The sequence below is a fragment of the Cupriavidus sp. 05L310 genome (assembly GCF_056398185.1).
Genome location: NZ_JBFTOX010000086.1, coordinates 1 through 20,893, shown reverse-complemented (window position 1 = coordinate 20,893; position 20,893 = coordinate 1). Strand labels below are relative to the sequence as shown.

15 protein-coding genes, 1 tRNA gene and 2 rRNA genes are annotated in these 20,893 nt (G+C 59.8%); 10 read left to right on the top strand and 8 right to left on the bottom strand.

Annotated elements, in window-relative coordinates:
• Nucleotides 1-39: 39 nt before the first annotated feature.
• From AC1DS6_RS39055 to AC1DS6_RS39020, 8 genes are all read right to left on the bottom strand, one after another.
• A complete protein-coding gene (locus AC1DS6_RS39055; RefSeq protein ID WP_441635596.1) occupies nucleotides 40-621 on the bottom strand; it encodes a YceI family protein in 582 nt (193 codons plus the stop codon).
• Between the two features lie 281 nt (nucleotides 622-902).
• Nucleotides 903-2,519 carry a bifunctional aspartate transaminase/aspartate 4-decarboxylase gene (locus AC1DS6_RS39050; RefSeq protein ID WP_441635606.1) on the bottom strand — a complete coding sequence of 539 codons (1,617 nt, stop codon included), beginning with the start codon at nucleotides 2,517-2,519 and terminating at the stop codon, nucleotides 903-905.
• A 110-nt stretch (nucleotides 2,520-2,629) separates the two neighbouring features.
• Nucleotides 2,630-2,962 (bottom strand): hypothetical protein, encoded by a 333-nt coding sequence (locus AC1DS6_RS39045; RefSeq protein ID WP_441635594.1) that lies wholly within the window; start codon nucleotides 2,960-2,962, stop codon nucleotides 2,630-2,632.
• Nucleotides 2,959-3,873, bottom strand: a complete 915-nt coding sequence (locus AC1DS6_RS39040; protein ID WP_441635592.1) for a DUF2950 domain-containing protein — start codon at nucleotides 3,871-3,873, stop codon at nucleotides 2,959-2,961. Before AC1DS6_RS39040 ends, AC1DS6_RS39045 begins: the two co-directional genes overlap by 4 nt.
• A gap of 12 nt (nucleotides 3,874-3,885) precedes the next feature.
• Complete coding sequence (locus AC1DS6_RS39035) at nucleotides 3,886-5,193, bottom strand: DUF3300 domain-containing protein (RefSeq protein WP_477104497.1); 1,308 nt, start codon at nucleotides 5,191-5,193, stop codon at nucleotides 3,886-3,888.
• Nucleotides 5,194-5,287: 94 nt separating this feature from the next.
• On the bottom strand, nucleotides 5,288-6,976 hold the full coding sequence (gene aspT, locus AC1DS6_RS39030; RefSeq protein WP_441635588.1) for an aspartate-alanine antiporter: 1,689 nt from the start codon (nucleotides 6,974-6,976) through the stop codon (nucleotides 5,288-5,290).
• Nucleotides 6,977-7,082: 106 nt separating this feature from the next.
• Nucleotides 7,083-7,523 carry a hypothetical protein gene (locus AC1DS6_RS39025; RefSeq protein WP_441635586.1) on the bottom strand — a complete coding sequence of 147 codons (441 nt, stop codon included), beginning with the start codon at nucleotides 7,521-7,523 and terminating at the stop codon, nucleotides 7,083-7,085.
• Nucleotides 7,524-8,125: 602 nt separating this feature from the next.
• A complete protein-coding gene (locus AC1DS6_RS39020; protein ID WP_441635584.1) occupies nucleotides 8,126-8,557 on the bottom strand; it encodes a host attachment protein in 432 nt (143 codons plus the stop codon).
• Nucleotides 8,558-9,276: 719 nt separating this feature from the next.
• On the opposite strand from AC1DS6_RS39020, the gene AC1DS6_RS39015 reads away from it, so the two are divergent.
• From AC1DS6_RS39015 to AC1DS6_RS38970, 10 genes are all read left to right on the top strand, one after another.
• Nucleotides 9,277-10,905, top strand: a complete 1,629-nt coding sequence (locus AC1DS6_RS39015; RefSeq protein ID WP_441635582.1) for a trypsin-like peptidase domain-containing protein — start codon at nucleotides 9,277-9,279, stop codon at nucleotides 10,903-10,905.
• A gap of 77 nt (nucleotides 10,906-10,982) precedes the next feature.
• Entirely contained in the window at nucleotides 10,983-11,762 is a 780-nt protein-coding gene (locus AC1DS6_RS39010) for a PP2C family serine/threonine-protein phosphatase (RefSeq protein ID WP_441635580.1), read from the top strand.
• A gap of 31 nt (nucleotides 11,763-11,793) precedes the next feature.
• Nucleotides 11,794-13,476, top strand: a complete 1,683-nt coding sequence (locus AC1DS6_RS39005; protein WP_441635578.1) for a protein kinase domain-containing protein — start codon at nucleotides 11,794-11,796, stop codon at nucleotides 13,474-13,476.
• Between the two features lie 44 nt (nucleotides 13,477-13,520).
• The gene (locus tag AC1DS6_RS39000) at nucleotides 13,521-14,009 is read left to right on the top strand and encodes an RT0821/Lpp0805 family surface protein (RefSeq protein ID WP_441635576.1); all 489 of its coding nucleotides are present in this window, start codon (nucleotides 13,521-13,523) and stop codon (nucleotides 14,007-14,009) included.
• 21 nt (nucleotides 14,010-14,030) lie between these two features.
• Nucleotides 14,031-14,804: a S1 family peptidase gene (locus tag AC1DS6_RS38995; RefSeq protein WP_441635574.1), complete on the top strand. Its 774-nt coding sequence runs from the start codon at nucleotides 14,031-14,033 to the stop codon at nucleotides 14,802-14,804.
• Nucleotides 14,805-14,926: 122 nt separating this feature from the next.
• Nucleotides 14,927-15,517: an OmpA family protein gene (locus AC1DS6_RS38990; RefSeq protein ID WP_441635572.1), complete on the top strand. Its 591-nt coding sequence runs from the start codon at nucleotides 14,927-14,929 to the stop codon at nucleotides 15,515-15,517.
• 172 nt (nucleotides 15,518-15,689) lie between these two features.
• Entirely contained in the window at nucleotides 15,690-15,896 is a 207-nt protein-coding gene (locus AC1DS6_RS38985; RefSeq protein WP_441635570.1) for a DUF6494 family protein, read from the top strand.
• Nucleotides 15,897-16,212: 316 nt separating this feature from the next.
• Nucleotides 16,213-17,583: ribosomal RNA gene (locus AC1DS6_RS38980) — 16S ribosomal RNA — on the top strand.
• A gap of 61 nt (nucleotides 17,584-17,644) precedes the next feature.
• Nucleotides 17,645-17,721: transfer RNA gene (locus AC1DS6_RS38975), tRNA-Ile, on the top strand.
• 182 nt (nucleotides 17,722-17,903) lie between these two features.
• Nucleotides 17,904-20,876, top strand: a 23S ribosomal RNA gene (locus tag AC1DS6_RS38970).
• Together the 16S and 23S rRNA genes with 1 tRNA gene alongside form the textbook arrangement of a ribosomal RNA operon.
• The last annotated feature ends 17 nt before the right edge of the window (nucleotides 20,877-20,893 follow it).

Genomic DNA, 20,893 nt, shown 5'->3' with positions numbered 1-20,893 from the left:
GCCGCGTCGGCGAGGAAACCCACGGAATTGGCAGGTGCTTCAGGGGGGGGCATGCGCGAACTCCACCTGGATATTCATGCGCACGGCGTCGTCCACGGCGGGGAACCATGCTGCCAGGTCGAATTCCCGCCGGCTGACCTCTCCGACCGCGGAGAAGGCAATCGTGTCATCGCGTCGCGGATCTCCGATGGGGCCGGCTGGTGTTACGAGAAGGCTGATCGGGCGCGTGATGCCGCGGACCGTGAGGTTGCCAATAAGGCACCCGCTGCCTTCCCCGGTCCGCACAAAGCGGGTACTGACAAAGCGGATCTCCGGATAGCGGGCCACATCGAGCATGCCGCTGCCCCGGATGAGCGGAGACAGGATGCGCGGGCGCGCCTCGACGCTAGCGGCATCGATGGTCACCGTGACCCGGCCGGAGTCAAGGCCGGCCTGCGTTCCTTCGAGCTGTGCACTCATCTGGTGAAAGCGCATCCTGATCTTTGAGCGCGAGAAGGCGTCGACATCGAGCGTGACGCTAGAGTGTTGTGGCACCAGCACGTACCGATCGGGCCGCCCGGCCGCGTCGGCGGGCTGGGCCTGGATGGCGGCGCCCGCCAGCGATGCGAATGCGGCGAGCATAAGTTTGGCGATCGCGTGCCCGCGCGTGGCCCGGAACCGGAGTGGCAAATCGCGCACGCTTTCTCCTCGGCCGAAGCGTTGTGGTCTGTCTGGGTAAACGCGTGGCGGCCAGGATTTATTCCATTCCCACAGCCGCAAAGGCCGAAAGGGGCAGTCAGGATGGAGCAGGGCGAGGCCGTGTTGCCCGCACCGGCCCCCGCCCGGGCAGGCCGGACGGGGGCCATGGCAAGGCTCTGACTCTTCTCGCGGAGGTAGCTTGCAAACGCGCCTGGCGTCAGGCTCTACTTCTTTTTGCCCTTGTGCTGTTCCCCGCCCGACTTCCGATAGCGCTCGAGATACTCGTCGCGCAGCTTGCGCACACAGCGGCCGATCTTCACATAGTCCTCTTCGTTGAGGTTGGCCAGCGAAACCCGTCCCGACGGGTGGCGCGTACCGAATCCCTTGCCAGGCAGCAGTACCACGCCCGCCTCCTCGGCCAGGCGGAACAGCAACTCGTGGGGCTGAATCGAATCAAGGAGCCATTTGACAAAATCCGGCCCGACGTCCTTGCTTTGCTGTTCGACGTCGAGCAGTGTGTAATAGTCGACCACGTTCGGATCCACAGGTTCGGGGGCTGCACCCATGCCACGATACAACGCCGCCTTGCGGCTTCGGATCAACCGCTTCATGGCGTTCTTGTAGCTCTCGGTCGAATCCATCAGGGAAAACAGAGAGAACAGCACCATCTGCACCTGCTGCGGGGTGGAAAGACCCGCCGTGTGGTTGAGCGCCACCGTGCGGCTGTCCGCCACGATGCGATCGATGAACGGCAACTTGTCCGGTTCGGTAGTAATCGATGCGTAGCGATGGTGCAGGTCTTGGCGTACGGCTTTTGGCAAGTTCGAGAGCATTTCATCGAACAGATTCGACTTATGGGTCGCGATCACGCCTAGCCGCCAGCCGGTTGCGCCAAAGTACTTGGAGAACGAGTACACCAGGATGGTGTTCTTCGGGCACATGGCAAATAGCGACACAAAGTTGTCGGCAAAGGTGCCATACACGTCGTCGGTCAGGATGATCAGGTCCGGACGTTCCTTGACGATAGCAGCGAGATAGTTGAGGCTCTCGTCGCTCATTCGCACCGAGGGGGGATTGCTCGGATTCACAAGGAAAAAGGCCTTGACCTTCGGGTCCCGCAGCTTGTCGAGCTCCTTGTCAGGGTATTGCCAGCCAGCAGTCGGATCCGCTTCGATCTTCAGTTCGGCCAGGTCATACTCCTTCAGTTCCGGGATCTCGATATAAGGCGTAAAGATGGGCACGCCCAGTGCGATCGTGTCGCCGGCCTTGAGCAGCCCGTTGACCTTCATCGAATTGAACAGATAAGTCATCGCCGCGGTACCGCCCTCGACCGCGTACAAGTCAAAATCGCCCAAAAAAGGATGCGTGCCGATCATTTCCTTTCGGATGTATTGCTTGACGATCTTTTCGCTAAGCCTGAGCATGCGATCCGGTACCGGATAGTTGCAAGCCAGGATGCCTTCGCACATCTCGTAGAGGAAATCGCCTCCATCATGGCCGAGCTGGTCTCGCACGAAAGAGACGGCGCCTGCCAGGAACCTGACCCCCGGGGTGTCGCGGTGATAACGCGCGAAGAGATCGAAGCGCTCCTCGATGCCAGACCTCCGGGGAAAACCCCCGACGCCTTCCGCGAGGTAAGAAAAGGACCGTTCGGATTCGGTCATGGCAAACAAGCCAAGCTGCCAAAAGCCATGGCGTGGCACGGTTGCAAGGAAGTTGGGATTGCCGCGTCCGGCGTTAAGCATCAAACGGTTCGTGACGCTCCCGGCCAGCTTGATCAACTCATCCTTGAGTTCAAACGGCGAGAGATTTTCCAACTTCGACGGATCTGGCTTACTCATGGCGCATTCCCCCATAAAATGGCGCATAGCGGAGAAAAATAGTCAAGCAACGCATCACGGAATCCATTCTAGTCAATGGCGTGAACTTCAGAATCATGATCCTGTTGCGATCAGCGTCCCATCAGGCGGTCGTAGCTTTGCGAGATACGATCGAGCAGGCCGGGATCGCGCGAGTCACTGGTGTTGAACTGCACGCGCACGCTGCCGTCGGCCTGCTGCCGCACGCTGGCGGTCACGGTGCTGCCGTTTCGCTGGCCCGCGACCGTACCGCTTGCCTGGTCCTGAACGTTGATCGCCACGCCCTGATCGCGCATGGCGTCCGCGGCGGCGGAGAACGAACGGTCATAGCTCGCGGGTACGGTGCCGGCCGGATAGCCATAGTAGGTACAACCCGAGACGGCCAGGATGGCGCCAAATATCAGGGTAGCAAGCAGGTTCTTCATGGTGAGACCTTTCTCCAGCCGGGGCCGGGGTCAAACGTGTTCATTGCCGACGCCTTGGCGGCGCCGTCGGCACCCAGGTCGCGTTCATAGACCTGGCCCTCGTGGCTCACCATGAAGCTCATCACGCCAGTGTCCTGGTAGCGCACGGGCCAGGCGATGACGGCGAATCCGCCGAAGAGCTTGCCGTTGACTACGTAGTCGAATGCGCCGCCCGGCGCGTGCGGGCCTTGCGCTGTGAGGAGCTTGTAGTGATAGCCATAGTAGCCATCCTTTCCGGCATTGCGCGTGCCGGCTCCCTTGAAAGCCGGGCCAAGCGGGCTCGCTGGCTCACCGGCGCGAGTTGGCCAGTACAGTCCGTCCCGCTTTCCGGGGGAACTCGACAGTCTGGGCGCATAGGCGAGTACGGCGCCGCCGTCGTGGGCGGCCAGGGCGTATTCGTTCTGCGCATCGTGGATGGCCAGCATCGTCTGGATCACGGCCAGCTCGTTCCTCCCGACGCGTCGTACACGCATTTCCTCTGCCCCGGCGCGCGTGTCGAACTGCCAGCCGTGGGCCGACTTCACGAGAGGGATGGGCAGGGTCCAACCGTCGTTGCCCACGGCGATGTACGCGCGATGGCCGGCCGGCTGGAGTGCATGGGCACTCCCCCAGGCCGCCAGAAACTGGTATCGGACTTCGGCACCCACGGGCGGTATCAGGTCGCGAAAGTTGGCGCCGAGAAGGCTCTTCATAGCCGCCTCGTCATCATTGAGTACCGCGTCGCCAAATGCCCTCATCGCTGCTTCGGGCGATGCAAACACCTGATTTGCGTGTGCGGCAGGTACCGCCCCGAGCCCCAACAGCAGCGCACTGAGCACGGAGAATACCGTGATGAAGAGCCGGCCTTGACGACATAGCCGAGGTGAGTTCATGCCCGTCTCTCCTTAGCGCCGGCCGCCGCCGCCGCGTCCGCCACCGCCAAATCCGCCCCCGCCGCCACGCCCGCCACCTCCGTAGCCTCCCGCGCCACCACCGCTCGAGCGGTTGAACCCGGAAGACTGCATGCTGGACTGTCCCCGGTTGACGTCGCGTTGCGCGACATTGCCGCCGCCGACACCCTGGAAGGCGTTGTCGCGGCCGCCGAAGCCAGCGCTGTACCGGTCGGCATCCCTGGCGCGGTCGGACGTGCCTGGCCTGTTTGAAGCGCCGGCGCGATCCGACGTGCCAGGCCTGCTTGAAGCTCCGATGCGATCGCCAGTGCCGGCCCTGTCAACAGCCGCGGTCCGGTCGGCAACGCTGGTCCGCCCGCCGGCAGCCCCCTCGCGACCACGGAAGTCCGCGCGCCTGTCGGCGCCGGCCACGCTGCGGCCAAACTTCTCGCGAGACGCATTGTCGCGGTAGGCAACACCCTTGCGATGGCTCGCGTCGTGCTGCCAGCGTCCGCCCTGGGCCTTGTTGCGATCGAAGTGGTGGTCGATGTGGGCGCCACGGTTGATGTCGATGTTGATGTTGCCACCGCCCCAGTTACAGTTGCCAAAGATCGCACCTGCGGCGGCGAAGCCAAGGCCCCACGCGAACCCGCCGAGGAGGGCGCCACCGGGATAGTACGCGGGGTACGGTGGCCAGTAGTAGGGCGGGTAGGCCGGATAACCCCATCCGCCATAGACAATGGTGGGGTCATAGGCGGGGACATAGATGACTTGCGGGTTAGCTGGCTCGATGCGAACGATTGTGGGCGACACCGCCTCGGCCGTTGTCGCCTGCTCCACGATCACCCGTTGCTGCTCATTCGACTGCAGGTTGCCGGATTTCTGGGCCCGCGAGCGCAGGCGCTGCACTGCAGCCAGTACTTCCTTTTCTTGCGCGAGAACGGCGTCGCCAAGCCTCTGCGTCCAGTCGAGCTTGTCATACATAGGCTCAAGGACCTGAGGAAAGGCGACCAGCGACTTTACGCTGACGTCCCATGATTCGTTCGCGACAGCCTGGACCGCGTCATCGCCCTTGAGGTTCGGATGGGCCTTGACCCAGCGAGCGGCGTACACGATCTCCAGGGGATACGTGGAAGCCATCAGCACTTGGGACAGCACCGAGTCCGGGTAGAGCGCGATTGGCGCGACCAATGCCTCGATCTCTTCTGGCTTAAAGGAAGGCGCGGCCTGCTCCTGGGCGGTTAGAACGCCTGATGCGAGCAGTGTCCCAACGAGGAACCACGCCCGGAGGGCTTGAGCCAGCCGCTTACCATATGCACTCATGGCGACTACCCTCGACTGAGCGAGACATGTGCACGAGTCCCCACCCAAGCGGCTGGGGCGAAAGGCTATCGAGATCAAACCGCTCACCGCTAGTTCAGGAGAGAATCATGATGACGACCATGCCCCAGATCGTCAGGAACGTGTTCCCCACGGCATAGGTAACGGTGTAGCCGAGACCCGGAACCTGGCTCTTCGCGGCTTCGCAGACCATACCCAGCGCAGCTGTGGTGGTCCGCGCGCCGGCGCATACCCCCAGCAAAATAGCGGGATGAAAGTGGAATACATACTTGGCGATCAGCATTCCGACAATGAGCGGCACCGACGTCGCAAAGATGCCCCAGAGGAAAAGACTGATCCCAAGCTTCTGCAAGCCAGCGACAAATCCGGGGCCTGCGGAGATTCCGACAACAGCAATAAAGACATTGAGTCCAACCGAGTTCATGAACCAGACCGTAGGCTCCGGTATGCGACCGAAGGTCGGGTGGATTGCCCGGTACCATCCGAAGATAATGCCGGCAATCAGCGCGCCACCGGCCGTGGAAATGGTCAAGGGAACACCGCCCACCTTCAAGACGATTGCGCCGATCAACGCGCCAACAGTGATTGCAAGCGACATGGTGGCCACGTCCGTCACCGAAGTAGGTCGATCGATGTAGCCAAGCTTCTTCGCGGTCGCGTTGATGTCCTGTGTACGTCCAACCACCGTGACGACGTCGGCGCGGTAGAGTTTCGTCTTGGGCAAGACCGGGATCACGGTTTCGGTTGGCCCGCGCTTGATCCTCTTGAGGAACACCCCGCGCGCGCCCGGCCAGCGGGCCAATTCCTGCAGGGTAAGGCCATCCACCTCCTTGTTGGTGACGTAAATATCAACACCCTCGGTCTGGATATTGAGCAACTCCGCGTCTTCGACTTCCCTGCCGCTTGGACCGAGGCGCTCGATCATCTGGTGGCGCTTCCCGCCAATCGCAACAACGTCGCCCGGCTCCAGCCTGGTGCCAAGGTCCACCTCCATGATCTTGCCGCCACGACGAATGCGTTCAACGAAGGCTCTGACGCCTTCTTGCGTGCCGGATTCCAGTTCGCCGACGGACTTGCCGATATAAGGGCTGTTTGGTGCCAGTGAGTAGGCGCGCAGTTCGAATTCGTGCCACTCCGTGCCGGCCGCGCCCGGCTCTCCCGCACCGAGTTCCTTCTCGTAATCCTTGCAAGCGGCCACCAGGTCGATACCCAGCAGCTTCGGGCCGATCTGTGCCAGGATGATTGCCGAACCCACGGTGCCGAAGATATACGTAACCGCGTACGCGATTGGCATGCCGTCAAGCATTTGTTTCGCCTCATCCGGTGGCAAGCCGAGCCGGTTGATCGCGTCGGTGGCCAATCCCATGGACGCGGAGATCGTTTGCGATCCCGCTAGGAGCCCGGCAGCCGAACCCAGGTCATACCCGGCCATCATTGCTGCTCCGACTGACGATGCCAGGCACAGCACACACATGATCAAGGCAAAGATGGCTTGTGGCACGCCGTCCTTGGCGATGCCGCGTACGAACTGCGGACCCACGCCATAGCCCACCGCGAACAAGAACATGAGAAAGAAGACAGACTTCACATTGGCGGAGATTTTCACGCCCAGGATCCCGATGACGATCGCCACGAGCAGCGTCGACGTTACAGCACCCAGGCTGAATCCCTTGTAGCTTTTTCCACCAATCCAGTATCCGATTCCCAGCGCGAGAAATATCGCGATTTCCGGATACGCTTTGAGTGTTGTAACGAACCAAGACATAGCCACCTCCATGAGCTATGGGTAGGTCAAAACGGGCGCCTCCGCTCCCGCAGTGGTCCATCGCAATGATTCCTGATAAATCGCGATGGCAAACGCAGGAAACGGATCATCCTGTTTTTCGCCTGAGAGCTTCCAAGGCTTCGGGCTTGAGCAACTCAAGGCCACGCGCCGCGTTGTATCCGTGAATCTCCTTGCCATCCAGCTCGCGCATGAAGGCAATGGTATCCGGCGTGATAACCATGTCGCTGCGCGTATTGTTGCTATTGATCTGCACCAGCGATGGTGGCAGGAAATCCGGTCGATGCGACTCACCTTCGTCCTCGATGATCCAGGCCTCTCTATTGTCCCGGTAGCTATTGGAAAGCAGAGCGCTGCTGATGCGCTGCACAATGCGCGCCAGGCCAACCCAGTCCCCGTTATGCGCCGGCCGGGCGGCCAAGGTTCGCGTGATACGGTTGAGGGTGCGCCAGCGGTCGATACGTGCGTCCCTGGCGGAGAAGAACTGGTTGATTCCAAACTTCGGAACCATTGCTTCAGTTGCAGTCATGTCTCGCCTCCATCGTGCGAACGGCACAACATCGGGGCAGATCGCATCCCGCACGACGCCATGCCCTGTTTGGGGTATGTTCGCGTGCGCGATACCGGTTTGGCGCGTAGCGCGGCCTGCAACGAATGGCAACCTCAGTTCGTCAGTGGCGAGGAATGCTCAGCGCGATAGTGCAAGTCAAATATAGTGCGCAATTTGACGATCGGGAGAAAAATCCGGTCGTGGCTGGCGGTTCACTATCCGCTCACTATCCGAGGTTCAGAAGCGACATGGCGTGTCTGCCGAGTGTTAGATGAGGGGGTATGTGTTTCGTCAGACGGGAGACGGGAGTGACGGATCGGGTCTCGCAGCCGTGCTGGTCGGGCGCACTGCCGCCATGGCGGGAACCCGCCAACTCGCTGGAAAGCGATAGCAAGACAGCTGGAATGCGCGCCCCTCTTTCACGGCGTGGCACTCCAATGGCGAGGCGCGCTTGCTGATTGATCCTCAAGCGCAGCGGCGCCGCCCGCTAATAGGGTGCATGGGACGGCGCTCCAGGACACATGCAATGGCACGAAGCCCGGAAGTCTCGCCGTCCGCACCTGACAATCAGTACGTCTGCCTCAACTCCTGTTCAGGCGGCGCTGAATTTCCAGGGGTTTCAGCTTCGAGATATTCTCATCGAGTTCTTCGAATACCGCCTTCTGGGCCGCCTTGCCCAAGTGCTCGCGCAGCTTGCCGAGAAACTTCGGCGCCGCGGCCAGGCGAAGCTTGTCGTAGCGATGCTCCTGGCCGGCCTGCTCGAGAAATTGCCCCAACATCCTCGCGAACGCATCGTGCTCCCGCTCGATGGGGTCGGTGCGGGGTGGCACGGAATGACCCGGCTCGCCCTTGCCAGCGTAGCGTCCCTGGGCATCCTGGCGCAACTCGCCGTCCCTGGCGCGGCCCAGCGGGTTGATAAAATCCTGAATCTCATGGAAGTCGTTGCCTGTTCCATGGGCCTGGAAAATCCGGGCGCGACTGCTATCGGCGGTAATAGTCCAGATGGTCGTCATCGCCAGTTCCTCCTGTCAGGCCAGGTTCATGGTTCAAGGATAGGTCCTGCGGCGGCTGCCGTGGAGGTGCAAAGCTTCTCCGTCAAGCGGAAGCTCATGTGGGAACGGAGCCGGTCGCACCCTGCATCCGATACTGCAGGACGAGCCGTGTGCACGGCGCGTGACTTTGCATTGATGGGGATGACCTGTCTGCCGACAGGTCAGGAGAATACGACGCCATTTCTCGCCCTATCGCGCAGTGCCGGCTTCCTTTGGCGAACCTATTCCGGGTCATCTATACTTTTTTTGATAAGTACCACCATAGCGTCACATTTCGCGCCAAGCCGGCGCGCTTCAGTGCCCGGGGGGTAGGTCGCCGGCAGTGCGCTTCGATGAGACGCCCGCCGGTGCCATTCGGGGGTGCGCATGCCTTGGCCATCTTCACCTTTGCCCATCTTGCACCTTGGCCCCATTGTGCTGGCGCGAGGTGCAGCTTTGCCGTCCCATGTCCTGCCCGCACGGGCGCACGCGTATCGCCAGAAGCGGCCGGCAGCCTGTACCGGCAAGGACGCTCGCATGCGAGGATCGCAAGACCCCACATTGGCGGTTGGCGGAGATCACTTTAAACATACCGGTGTCCGGGATATTGCGGAAAGCGCTGATCGATCGGGTTTTCGTGATATCGCGAGAGAATCAGATATCTTCAGAAACGTTACCCGGCAACCATAAGGGAGACCGGGATGACGCGCATCATCATTACTCACATTTCCGGCTCGAAGGCACATCAGATCGAACAGTTTGAAGTTGACCGGTTCGATCAAATAATCCTGGGGCGGGACCCGGCGGCTACTGTCGTTTTCGACCCGCAGCGCGACGATCTGGTGAGCCGCCAGCATGCCGCAATTCAAATCGGGAAAGACGAACCCCCTCGCTATACGCTGGTCGATCTGGGCAGTAGCAACGGTACATTCCATAACGGCCGCGCGGTCAAGGATGAGACGTTGCTGGCGCCGGGCGATAGCATCGAACTGGGCGAGGGCGGACCGCGTCTGACGTTCGACCTTGAGCCGCGGCCCGTTGTTGCACCCGCTCCGACACGCGTGAACGCAAAGGCTGTAGCTGAAACGCGGGTGAGCCGGCCTTCGGTGCCGCCTCTCGGCGTCTCCGCTCAAGCCACGGACGATCGCGTGGGTAAAGAGACAGTGATACGGATGCTGGATCAGCAGAAGCGCTCGGCCGGGCGCAAGCTGCTCATCGGCGCTGGTGTGGTGGTGGTGCTGGGCGCCATCGTTGTCGGCGCATTTTCGCACTTCGGTATCCTGTTCGGGAAAAGTCCCGAGGCAATCGTCGCAGATTTCGGTGCGGCAACGGTGGTCGTGGAGGCCCGCTGGCATATCGTGGACAAGACCACGGGCCGCCCCGTTTACCAGCGCATCTGTATCGTCGAAAACCTGCGGCTTCCCTGCTTTATCCAGATCGATAACAGTCCCATTCAGCGCTGGCTGACGACTGACGACGACGATCATCGCGGCATTCCAATTGAAGTGGGTGGACGCGGCAGTGGATTTGTCGTCAAGGACCAGGGATTTATCCTGACGAACAAACACGTCGCCCAGGGGTGGAAGGTGCCGGGCTGGATGGACTTCGACTCGAATGGCGGCATACTGATTCGGGTCTCGACGGCTGGCCAGGGTGAAGTCAGCCTCGCCCGGATTAACCCAAAGGCCTTCAGGCATCTCAAAGGCTGGGACTTTGACCACCCGGTGAGGTTGATAAGGCCAAACTTCGCCGTGCCGGGAGGCATGGCGCTTGGCACCATGTCCATGGCCGTTCTCGAGGGGCGCAATGAGAACCTGGCGGTGCGCTTTCCCGATACGCGGGATAGCATCGAGGCACGTGTCGTCAAGTCGTCCGCCGAAGCGGACGTGGCGGAGATCAAGATTGATGCCACACGCAAATTGCCTACCATCAACCTTGCCTCGGTGGGTTCCCGGCCACGCGTAGGCGAGCGCGTGACGGTGCTCGGCTATCCAGGCATATCCGAGGAAAAGCACGCGATCGTTCAATCGAGCGAAGGCGGAAACATTGCCAATCTCGTCGAATTGATTCCTCAGCCCACGGTAACGGAGGGCATCATCGCGAAGGTCGGCGACACCGTCAAGGCAGAGAAGAATGTTCAGACCTACGATGACCTCGGCGACGTCTATCAGCTTACGGTGACCGCCACGGGCCACGGCAACAGCGGGGGCCCGGTGTTCGACCGCGACGGCAAGGTGATCGGGCTGTTTACCTATTCCCGTTCCATGGGCGACGAACGCGTCACCTTCGCAGTGCCGATCAAGTACGGACTCGACTTGCTGCTTAACTGAGCTCACCGGGAACGCTTGCCATGTGCGCAGACCAGACTAGTCCAGCGGATCGATCCCGGCTTGCGGTCAGGTGCGCGATGCTGAGCGATGTAGGTTGCGTCCGCGGGCGGAACGAAGACGCGGTCGGCTGCATGATTCCGCGCGAGGACGATCCGTTCGCGCGTGCCGGTGCGCTGGCTGTTGTGGCGGATGGCATGGGTGGGCACGCAGCAGGCGAGGTGGCTAGCCAGATTGCGTTGCGCACGGTACTCCACGAGTATTACCGTAGTGCGCCCGTGCCGGCGGCTGCACTGACAACGGCGTTTGTCGTTGCCGATCAGGCTATCCGTGATCGTGCCGCCGCCGACCCCGGTTGCGATGGGATGGGAACCACCTGTAGCGCGGTCGCCATTGTTGATGGCCTCGCATATATCGCCCACATCGGCGATAGCCGGATCTATCTCCTTCGCCAGGGCGCGTTCCGGCAATTGACCCAGGACGACTCGCTCGTCGGCAAGATGTTTCGCGATGGACTGCTGACGGCGGAAGAAGCCAACAGGCACCCGGACAGGAATGTACTTCTGCGGGCGCTTGGGGCACCGGACCATGCGCCGTCGGTTTCGCCCGAAGGATTTCCGCTGGCGCATGGCGACGTCCTGATGCTATGCACCGACGGCATATTCGGCCAGGTCGACGACGCTACGATTAAGTCCTTGCTCATGAAGCTTGACCCGGTCGATGCCTGTCGCAAGCTGATTGAACTCGCGCGCATGGCGGGCGGGCTGGATAACGCGTCGGTTGCGATCTGCAGTTTGCAGCGGCAGCCGGCAACCGGTAGCGAGTCGGTTCGCTCAACGCGCGAGACCCGTCCTTTCTGAAAGCAACATTAATGGTTTTGATGGACTCGCCATGTCAGCCAGGCAGATAGGCCACTACGAGATTCGCACCCTGCTGGGGCGCGGCGGGATCGGCGAGGTCTATGGCGCCTTCGACACCGAACTCGAGCGTGATGTTGCCATCAAGACCCTGAGGCCGGAGCTAAGCCTCGACAAGGCATTCCTGGAGCGCTTTCGCGCGGAGGCCACCAGCCTTGCCAAGCTGAACCACCCGAACATCACGACGCTGTACGCGCTGTTCAAGGACGCCGATACCTTGTGCATGGTGATGGAGCTCGTTCATGGCCACACACTTGAGACCGTCCTGCAGCGCATCGGCCAGTTCACCGTGCGGGACAGTCTCGCGGTGATCATCCAGGCCATCATGGGTCTGCGCTACGCGCACAAGATGGGCGTGATTCACCGCGATATCAAACCATCGAACCTGATGTTGACGGACAGCGGCACGCTGAAGATCATGGATTTTGGCATCGCGCGCATTCAGGGTTCGCAACGCCTCACGCAACAAGGCGACATCGTCGGCACCCTGGCCTACGCGTCTCCCGAGCAATTGCGCGGCCATGAGGGCGACGGCAGAAGCGACCTGTATGGCCTTGCGACCGTCCTGTACGAACTGATCTCCGGGCGGCTGCCTTTCAACGCCACCAGCGACTATGAATTGATCCGCGCGCAGGTGGAAACGCTGCCTCCGCCTTTGGCCTCGCTATGCCGGGATCTCGACCCGGGCGTTGAAAGGGCGCTGATGCGGGCGCTTGCCAAAGCCCCCGAAGAACGGTTCGACTCGGTAGAGGACTTTGGCCGTGCCCTGGGGGCTGCTTCGCTACTTGCTGATGCGCCTGATATCGTCAGCGAAGGCGTGCTTCAGAGGTTCAATGCGCCCGATCTCAAGACCACCCGCGTCGAGAGCGTGAGCTCAAGCATCGACACAAGCGTCAACCCAAGCGTAAACACAAGCCTGAACGCGGGAGCCCAACTGCGCGTCGATGAGGATGTCGCTCGACACGCTGGGCCACATCCCGCACCGCCGACAACTGCGGACGAATCGCATTCCCGGCAGGTTGAGCAGGCTCCAACCCGCAGCACGGCGGTCAGGCCGGAGCCGGTGCGACCGGGGCCGCGGCTTCGCGTTGCGGGTCTGGGCGCGGCTGCCGCCGGGCTCGTCGTAGGTGCCGGAATACTGTTGATGGCATTGACCCGGCATCCGCAGCCGACGCCCCCGGCACCCCCGCCGGCGTCGAATGTGCCGCCGCAGGTGTCCGTGGCTGAGCCACCCGTGCAGGAACAGCCGATCGATCTTCCGCCGATCGCGCTGATCCCGAAGCCTTCTTCCCCCCCGGCAGGGCCGGGTGGGGGTAATCCCGCGTCGCCGCGGGCCAAGCCAGACCTTGAGGGAACCGTGGCCCAGGTGCTGGATTCGGGAGCGCTGATCGTCGGCGGGAAAATTGTCAATCTTTCCTCCATACGCGGCGAAGACGGAAAGCCTGCCCAGGCCATGCAGCGCTATCTCAAGGGTAAGGGCAACCAGCTCCAGTGTTTCGCCAAAGACAAGGCCTTTCAGTGCTTCGCGGATGGAGAAGACATTGGCGAGCACGCTCTCCGAAACGGCTGGGCTCGCGCAAGGGACGGCGCGCCGGCGCAATATGCCACTGCCGAGCAGGACGCGCGACGCGCGCACGTCGGTGTCTGGGCAATGTAGTCAAGGGGGGGGCGATTCCGCCTGACTGTCAAAGGATAAACGCAATGAACAAATGGACTCTAGCAATTGCCTGCACGGCAACCGCAAGTGCGGTTCTTGCGGGGTGTGCGCAGGGCGATTCGACAGGCATGAACAAGACCACTTCGGGTGCGCTGATTGGTGCTGGCACGGGTGCTGCGCTTGGCGGGATCTTTAGCCATGGCAATGCGGGCGCAATAGTCGCGGGAGGCATGGCCGGCGCCCTGCTTGGCGGCATCATCGGCAGAGAGATGGATGAGCGAGACCGCGAAGCCCGCCAGGCCGCATTGAAGCAAACCTTGCAGACCGCGGAGAACAACCAGCCAAGGACCTGGCGTAACCCGAAGACGGGGAATTCCGGCACCATCAAGCCGCTCAGCGGATACACGAAGTCCGCAAGCGCGCAAACGTGCCGGAACTTCACGGAGACTTACGTAAAGGAGGGGAAGTCTTACGAACAGACTTCGCGCGCGTGCCGGAATGCAAAGGGAGAGTGGGAGCTGGCCACCCAATAGTGTCTTTCGGGATCGAATTTCATGGAACGGTGCGCGCCCTCCTCGCCGTGGTGCCTGGTTCTGGCAATTGGGGCGATCGGCATCTGGGTTCTAAGCGCAGCCGCAGAGCGCGGCGGGTCGCCCGATGACTTCGCCGGCGATATCAAAGCTGTGGGCGCACAAAGACACGCAAATCCCGGCCACGGAAAGGACAAGAGCCATGACGGGATGCTTCGCAGCGGCACGGCATTCTTTGTGGCGCAGTCCGGAGAGATGCTCACCAGCGCGCACGTCGTGCGCGGCTGCCGGCAGATCGATGTCTGGCCAGCCGACCTGAAGAGCGTGCCCGCATCAGTTGTGGCCATCGACGAGCAGCGAGATCTGGCGCTGCTCGCAACGAACCGTCCAGTGGAAATGGTGGCGCGGCCCATTGCCAAATCCGTCCGCCGGGGCGCGCCGGTCTATACGATCGGCTTCGGCCTCACGCCATCGACGCCGCTTGTGCCTGTCATGACGCGAGGGTCCGTGCGCGGCATTGTGCAGCCTGAGGGCCATCGGCTTCTGGTGCTGCGCGCTGCGCTGCATGAGGGCAATAGCGGAGGGCCGGTTGTCGACGCGCAGGGTGAGTTGCTCGGCATGGTCGTGGGACGGTACACGGACAAGCCTGAACTCAGCGTCGCGGTTCCAGCGCAGGACCTTGCACAGTTCCTCCACTCAATGTCCATCGCGCCGGCGCCGCCCGCGCTTCAGGCTCCGGAGCTGAAGCCCGGCACAAGGCTCAGGCAGATTTCGGCTCTCGTTCAATGCGCCGAGTAGATGCCCTGGGAAATGCCCTCGGAGAGGCATGGCGAATGCCGTAGCATACCTATAATGAATGGCGAGGATTGTGGCGATGCACAGCACGAGCGTGGAAGCGCGCAAGTACCTGGAGTTTCAAAATGGCAAATGTCACGCGTTTCGCTTTCGGTACGCACCGGTTGATCCCCCTGTTAATCGCGGCGCTTTCCATCCTCGCTGCCTGGCCGTCCGCCCGTGCAGGCGAACTCTTAATGAGGGAACAGGACATTAGCGTTGAGTCGATCACCAATGCCTTGACTCCGCAGGATGCGGATGACCGGAACGAGACACTCGGCATCGTGCACCGTGATGTCCCCGCGACGCAGGAACTCGGCAGCGCGGCGAAAAGTCCGTCCGCGCAGTTGCTGATCACATTCAACAGCAATTCTTCGAGGCTGACCGCAAGTGCCCGTGCGGCGCTCGGCAAGGTCGCCCGCGGGCTGCAATCGGCAAGGCTCTCCTCATACAAGTTTCGTATCGAAGGGCATGCGGACCCGCGCGGCCCGGCGGATGCCAACCTGAAGCTTTCCGAGAGCCGCGCCGCGGCGGTGGCGGAATACCTGACGCTGGAGGGCGGCATAGCCGCGGACCGTCTGACGCCGGTGGGCAAAGGCGCTACCGAGCCACTGAATATGCAGAACCCCACCGCCCCCGAGAATCGTCGTGTGACCATCGTCACGGTGAAGGAATAGTCGCTGCATGTGGGCTCACGCTGTCGCTGAGCGGCGACTGCGCCGACTTTGCCGAGGCCGGCGGGGATCCAGCCATCGCGGGTGATGGGGCAGGGCGGTCGTGGGACAGCCGGGCAGCAGACGTACCGCGCATCGCCTAGTCTTGCGTTGTGGTAACAGCCAGGAGAGTGCTATGAACGAAGAGACCTTCAACCTCAGCATTCGCAAGTTCCTCAAGGTCGTCGGCGTGAGCTCGCAGCGGGAAATCGAGCAAGCGGTATCCAGCGCGCTCGCGGCCGGCACCGTCACCGGCACGGAGCGTTTGCCGGTCGTGGTTACGTTGGAACTGGCGGCTTTGCAAGTCAAGGTTCAGTTTGACGGCGAGATTCAGCTTGAGTGACGCCGGCTGTCCTCCGACGCTTTCGCTGATCGCAAGTGGCTAAAGGGGCTCCCACAAGAATTTCCCAGAAAAAGCTTGCAAGCTTAGTGGGAAACCCTTAGTATTCGGTCCCCCGAACAAACAAACAACCGATAAGTGTGGGCGCTTGATAGCGGATGCGGAAGACTTCGGTCTTTTAGCTTACAAGTTATAAAGTGCTCGCACAGTAAAACATGTTGGTTATGTCCGGGGTGCAAATCACGGATGTAGCCAGTCAGTTTTCTGAGAGTGAGCGACCGCTCGAAAGAGCGAGGTYCKTCGGAACCACACAGGTATTAAACTGAAGAGTTTGATCCTGGCTCAGATTGAACGCTGGCGGCATGCCTTACACATGCAAGTCGAACGGCAGCACGGGAGCAATCCTGGTGGCGAGTGGCGAACGGGTGAGTAATACATCGGAACGTGCCCTGTCGTGGGGGATAACTAGTCGAAAGATTAGCTAATACCGCATACGACCTGAGGGTGAAAGCGGGGGACCGYAAGGCCTCGCGCGATAGGAGCGGCCGATGTCTGATTAGCTAGTTGGTGGGGTAAAGGCCCACCAAGGCGACGATCAGTAGCTGGTCTGAGAGGACGATCAGCCACACTGGGACTGAGACACGGCCCAGACTCCTACGGGAGGCAGCAGTGGGGAATTTTGGACAATGGGGGCAACCCTGATCCAGCAATGCCGCGTGTGTGAAGAAGGCCTTCGGGTTGTAAAGCACTTTTGTCCGGAAAGAAATCCCTTGCTCTAATACAGCGGGGGGATGACGGTACCGGAAGAATAAGCACCGGCTAACTACGTGCCAGCAGCCGCGGTAATACGTAGGGTGCGAGCGTTAATCGGAATTACTGGGCGTAAAGCGTGCGCAGGCGGTTTTGTAAGACAGGCGTGAAATCCCCGAGCTCAACTTGGGAATGGCGCTTGTGACTGCAAGGCTAGAGTATGTCAGAGGGGGGTAGAATTCCACGTGTAGCAGTGAAATGCGTAGAGATGTGGAGGAATACCGATGGCGAAGGCAGCCCCCTGGGACGTCACTGACGCTCATGCACGAAAGCGTGGGGAGCAAACAGGATTAGATACCCTGGTAGTCCACGCCCTAAACGATGTCAACTAGTTGTTGGGGATTCATTTCTTCAGTAACGTAGCTAACGCGTGAAGTTGACCGCCTGGGGAGTACGGTCGCAAGATTAAAACTCAAAGGAATTGACGGGGACCCGCACAAGCGGTGGATGATGTGGATTAATTCGATGCAACGCGAAAAACCTTACCTACCCTTGACATGCCACTAACGAAGCAGAGATGCATCAGGTGCCCGAAAGGGAAAGTGGACACAGGTGCTGCATGGCTGTCGTCAGCTCGTGTCGTGAGATGTTGGGTTAAGTCCCGCAACGAGCGCAACCCTTGTCTTTAGTTGCTACGCAAGAGCACTCTAGAGAGACTGCCGGTGACAAACCGGAGGAAGGTGGGGATGACGTCAAGTCCTCATGGCCCTTATGGGTAGGGCTTCACACGTCAACACCGCCCGTCACACCATGGGAGTGGGTTTTGCCAGAAGTAGTTAGCCTAACCGCAAGGAGGGCGATTACCACGGCAGGGTTCATGACTGGGGTGAAGTCGTAACAAGGTAGCCGTATCGGAAGGTGCGGCTGGATCACCTCCTTTCAAGAGCGTGCATCTTAAGTCGAGCGTTCACACTTATCGGTTTGTTTGCTGTTACAGCCAAGGGTCTGTAGCTCAGGTGGTTAGAGCACCGTCTTGATAAGGCGGGGGTCGTAGGTTCAAGTCCTACCAGACCCACCAAGTTACGGATGGTGGTTCGACGCTGAACCTCCGGACAGAGTACAACACGATACCGGGTTGTGATTGTATCAACCAAAATGTATTTAAGTGATCGAAAGATGACTTGGAATACGGCACRAATGCGAGAACTCATCCTGTAGCGAGCACGGCTTGAACGCAAGTTTGAGACACACTCGTTATAGGGTCAAGCGAACAAGTGCATGTGGTGGATGCCTTGGCGATCACAGGCGATGAAGGACGCGGTAGCCTGCGAAAAGCTTCGGGGAGCTGGCAAACAAGCTTTGATCCGGAGATGTCCGAATGGGGAAACCCGGCCCGAATGGGTCATCCCTGACTGAATACATAGGTCAGGGAAGCGAACGCGGCGAACTGAAACATCTAAGTAGCTGCAGGAACAGAAATCAACCGAGATTCCCARAGTAGTGGCGAACGAAATGGGAAGAGCCTTGTACTCTTTAGCAGCATTGTTAGCAGAACGGGATGGAAAGCCCGGCCATAGCAGGTGATAGCCCTGTATGCGAAAACAGCGTTGTGGAACTAGGTGTACGACAAGTAGGGCGGGACACGTGAAATCCTGTCTGAAGATGGGGGGACCATCCTCCAAGGCTAAATACTCGTGATCGACCGATAGTGAACCAGTACCGTGAGGGAAAGGCGAAAAGAACCCCGGGAGGGGAGTGAAATAGATCCTGAAACCGCATGCATACAAACAGTCGGAGCCTGGAAACGGGTGACGGCGTACCTTTTGTATAATGGGTCAGCGACTTACATTCAGTGGCAAGCTTAACCGATTAGGGAAGGCGTAGCGAAAGCGAGTCCGAACAGGGCGTTCAGTCGCTGGGTGTAGACCCGAAACCAGACGATCTATCCATGGCCAGGTTGAAGGTGCGGTAACACGTACTGGAGGACCGAACCCACTAACGTTGAAAAGTTAGGGGATGAGCTGTGGATAGGGGTGAAAGGCTAAACAAGTCTGGAAATAGCTGGTTCTCTCCGAAAACTATTTAGGTAGTGCCTCGTGTCTCACCTTCGGGGGTAGAGCACTGTCATGGTTGGGGGGTCTATTGCTGATTACCCCGCCATAGCAAACTCCGAATACCGAAGAGTGCAATCACGGGAGACAGACATCGGGTGCTAACGTCCGGTGTCAAGAGGGAAACAACCCAGACCGCCAGCTAAGGTCCCTAAGATTGGCTAAGTGGGAAACGAAGTGGGAAGGCTAAAACAGTCAGGAGGTTGGCTTAGAAGCAGCCATCCTTTAAAGAAAGCGTAATAGCTCACTGATCGAGTCGTCCTGCGCGGAAGATGTAACGGGGCTAAGCCAGTCACCGAAGCTGCGGATGCGTGCATTCCTTTAAGTGCACCTTGCTTGTCGATGCGCAGCATCGACAAAGCGCCCAACAATGGTCGTTGGGATGCAAGTGGAGTGGATTTAAAGGAGTGCACGCATGGTAGGAGAGCGTTCTGTAAGCCTGTGAAGGTGTCTTGTAAAGGATGCTGGAGGTATCAGAAGTGCGAATGCTGACATGAGTAGCGATAAAGGGGGTGAAAAGCCCCCTCGCCGTAAGCCCAAGGTTTCCTACGCAACGTTCATCGGCGTAGGGTGAGTCGGCCCCTAAGGCGAGGCAGAGATGCGTAGCTGATGGGAAGCAGGTTAATATTCCTGCACCGTCGTATGATGCGATGGGGGGACGGATCGCGGAAGGTTGTCCGGGTGTTGGAAGTCCCGGTCCCTGYATTGGAGAAGGCGCTTAGGCAAATCCGGGCGCGGAATTCAAGGATRTGGGGCGAGCGGCCTAGAGCTGCGAAGCAATTGGAAGTGGTTCCAAGAAAAGCCTCTAAGCTTCAGTCATACGAGACCGTACCGCAAACCGACACAGGTGGGCGAGATGAGTATTCTAAGGCGCTTGAGAGAACTCGGGAGAAGGAACTCGGCAAATTGGTACCGTAACTTCGGGATAAGGTACGCCCTTGTAGCTTGACTGGCCTGCGCCAGGAGGGTGAAGGGGTTGCAATAAAATGGTGGCTGCGACTGTTTAATAAAAACACAGCACTCTGCAAACACGAAAGTGGACGTATAGGGTGTGACGCCTGCCCGGTGCCGGAAGATTAAATGATGGGGTGCAAGCTCTTGATTGAAGTCCCGGTAAACGGCGGCCGTAACTATAACGGTCCTAAGGTAGCGAAATTCCTTGTCGGGTAAGTTCCGACCTGCACGAATGGCGTAACGATGGCCACACTGTCTCCTCCCGAGACTCAGCGAAGTTGAAGTGTTTGTGATGATGCAATCTCCCCGCGGCTAGACGGAAAGACCCCATGAACCTTTACTGTAGCTTTGCATTGGACTTTGAACCGATCTGTGTAGGATAGGTGGGAGGCTTTGAAGCGTGGACGCTAGTCTGCGTGGAGCCGTCCTTGAAATACCACCCTGGTTTGTTTGAGGTTCTAACCTTGGCCCGTGAATCCGGGTCGGGGACAGTGCATGGTAGGCAGTTTGACTGGGGCGGTCTCCTCCCAAAGTGTAACGGAGGAGTTCGAAGGTACGCTTGGTACGGTCGGACATCGTACCTAAAGTGCAATGGCAAAAGCGTGCTTAACTGCGAGACCGACAAGTCGAGCAGGTGCGAAAGCAGGACATAGTGATCCGGTGGTTCTGAATGGAAGGGCCATCGCTCAACGGATAAAAGGTACTCTGGGGATAACAGGCTGATACCGCCCAAGAGTTCATATCGACGGCGGTGTTTGGCACCTCGATGTCGGCTCATCTCATCCTGGGGCTGTAGCCGGTCCCAAGGGTATGGCTGTTCGCCATTTAAAGAGGTACGTGAGCTGGGTTTAAAACGTCGTGAGACAGTTTGGTCCCTATCTGCCGTGGGCGTTGGAATCTTGACGGGGGCTGCTCCTAGTACGAGAGGACCGGAGTGGACGTACCGCTGGTGTACCTGTTGTCTCGCCAGAGGCATCGCAGGGTAGCTATGTACGGAAGAGATAACCGCTGAAAGCATCTAAGCGGGAAACTCGCCTGAAGATGAGGATTCCCTGGAGCCTTGAGCTCCTTGAAGGGTCGTTCGAGACCAGGACGTTGATAGGCTGGGTGTGGAAGCGCAGTAATGCGTTAAGCTAACCAGTACTAATTGCCCGTAAGGCTTGATCCTATAACCAGTGTGTTTCT

Excerpts from the sequence above, each read along its gene's own strand:
- AC1DS6_RS39025 (WP_441635586.1), bottom strand. The coding sequence starts at position 7,523 with ATGACTGCAACTGAAGCAATGGTTCCGAAGTTTGGAATCAACCAGTTC.
- AC1DS6_RS39020 (WP_441635584.1), bottom strand. The coding sequence starts at position 8,557 with ATGACGACCATCTGGACTATTACCGCCGATAGCAGTCGCGCCCGGATT.
- AC1DS6_RS39015 (WP_441635582.1), top strand. The coding sequence starts at position 9,277 with ATGACGCGCATCATCATTACTCACATTTCCGGCTCGAAGGCACATCAG.
- AC1DS6_RS39055 (WP_441635596.1), bottom strand. The coding sequence starts at position 621 with ATGCTCGCCGCATTCGCATCGCTGGCGGGCGCCGCCATCCAGGCCCAG.
- AC1DS6_RS39045 (WP_441635594.1), bottom strand. The coding sequence starts at position 2,962 with ATGAAGAACCTGCTTGCTACCCTGATATTTGGCGCCATCCTGGCCGTC.
- AC1DS6_RS38995 (WP_441635574.1), top strand. The coding sequence starts at position 14,031 with ATGGAACGGTGCGCGCCCTCCTCGCCGTGGTGCCTGGTTCTGGCAATT.
- AC1DS6_RS39000 (WP_441635576.1), top strand. The coding sequence starts at position 13,521 with ATGAACAAATGGACTCTAGCAATTGCCTGCACGGCAACCGCAAGTGCG.
- AC1DS6_RS39005 (WP_441635578.1), top strand. The coding sequence starts at position 11,794 with ATGTCAGCCAGGCAGATAGGCCACTACGAGATTCGCACCCTGCTGGGG.
- AC1DS6_RS39010 (WP_441635580.1), top strand. The coding sequence starts at position 10,983 with ATGCTGAGCGATGTAGGTTGCGTCCGCGGGCGGAACGAAGACGCGGTC.
- AC1DS6_RS39035 (WP_477104497.1), bottom strand. The coding sequence starts at position 5,193 with ATGAGTGCATATGGTAAGCGGCTGGCTCAAGCCCTCCGGGCGTGGTTC.
- AC1DS6_RS39050 (WP_441635606.1), bottom strand. The coding sequence starts at position 2,519 with ATGAGTAAGCCAGATCCGTCGAAGTTGGAAAATCTCTCGCCGTTTGAA.
- AC1DS6_RS39040 (WP_441635592.1), bottom strand. The coding sequence starts at position 3,873 with ATGAACTCACCTCGGCTATGTCGTCAAGGCCGGCTCTTCATCACGGTA.
- AC1DS6_RS38985 (WP_441635570.1), top strand. The coding sequence starts at position 15,690 with ATGAACGAAGAGACCTTCAACCTCAGCATTCGCAAGTTCCTCAAGGTC.
- AC1DS6_RS38990 (WP_441635572.1), top strand. The coding sequence starts at position 14,927 with ATGGCAAATGTCACGCGTTTCGCTTTCGGTACGCACCGGTTGATCCCC.
- aspT (WP_441635588.1), bottom strand. The coding sequence starts at position 6,976 with ATGTCTTGGTTCGTTACAACACTCAAAGCGTATCCGGAAATCGCGATA.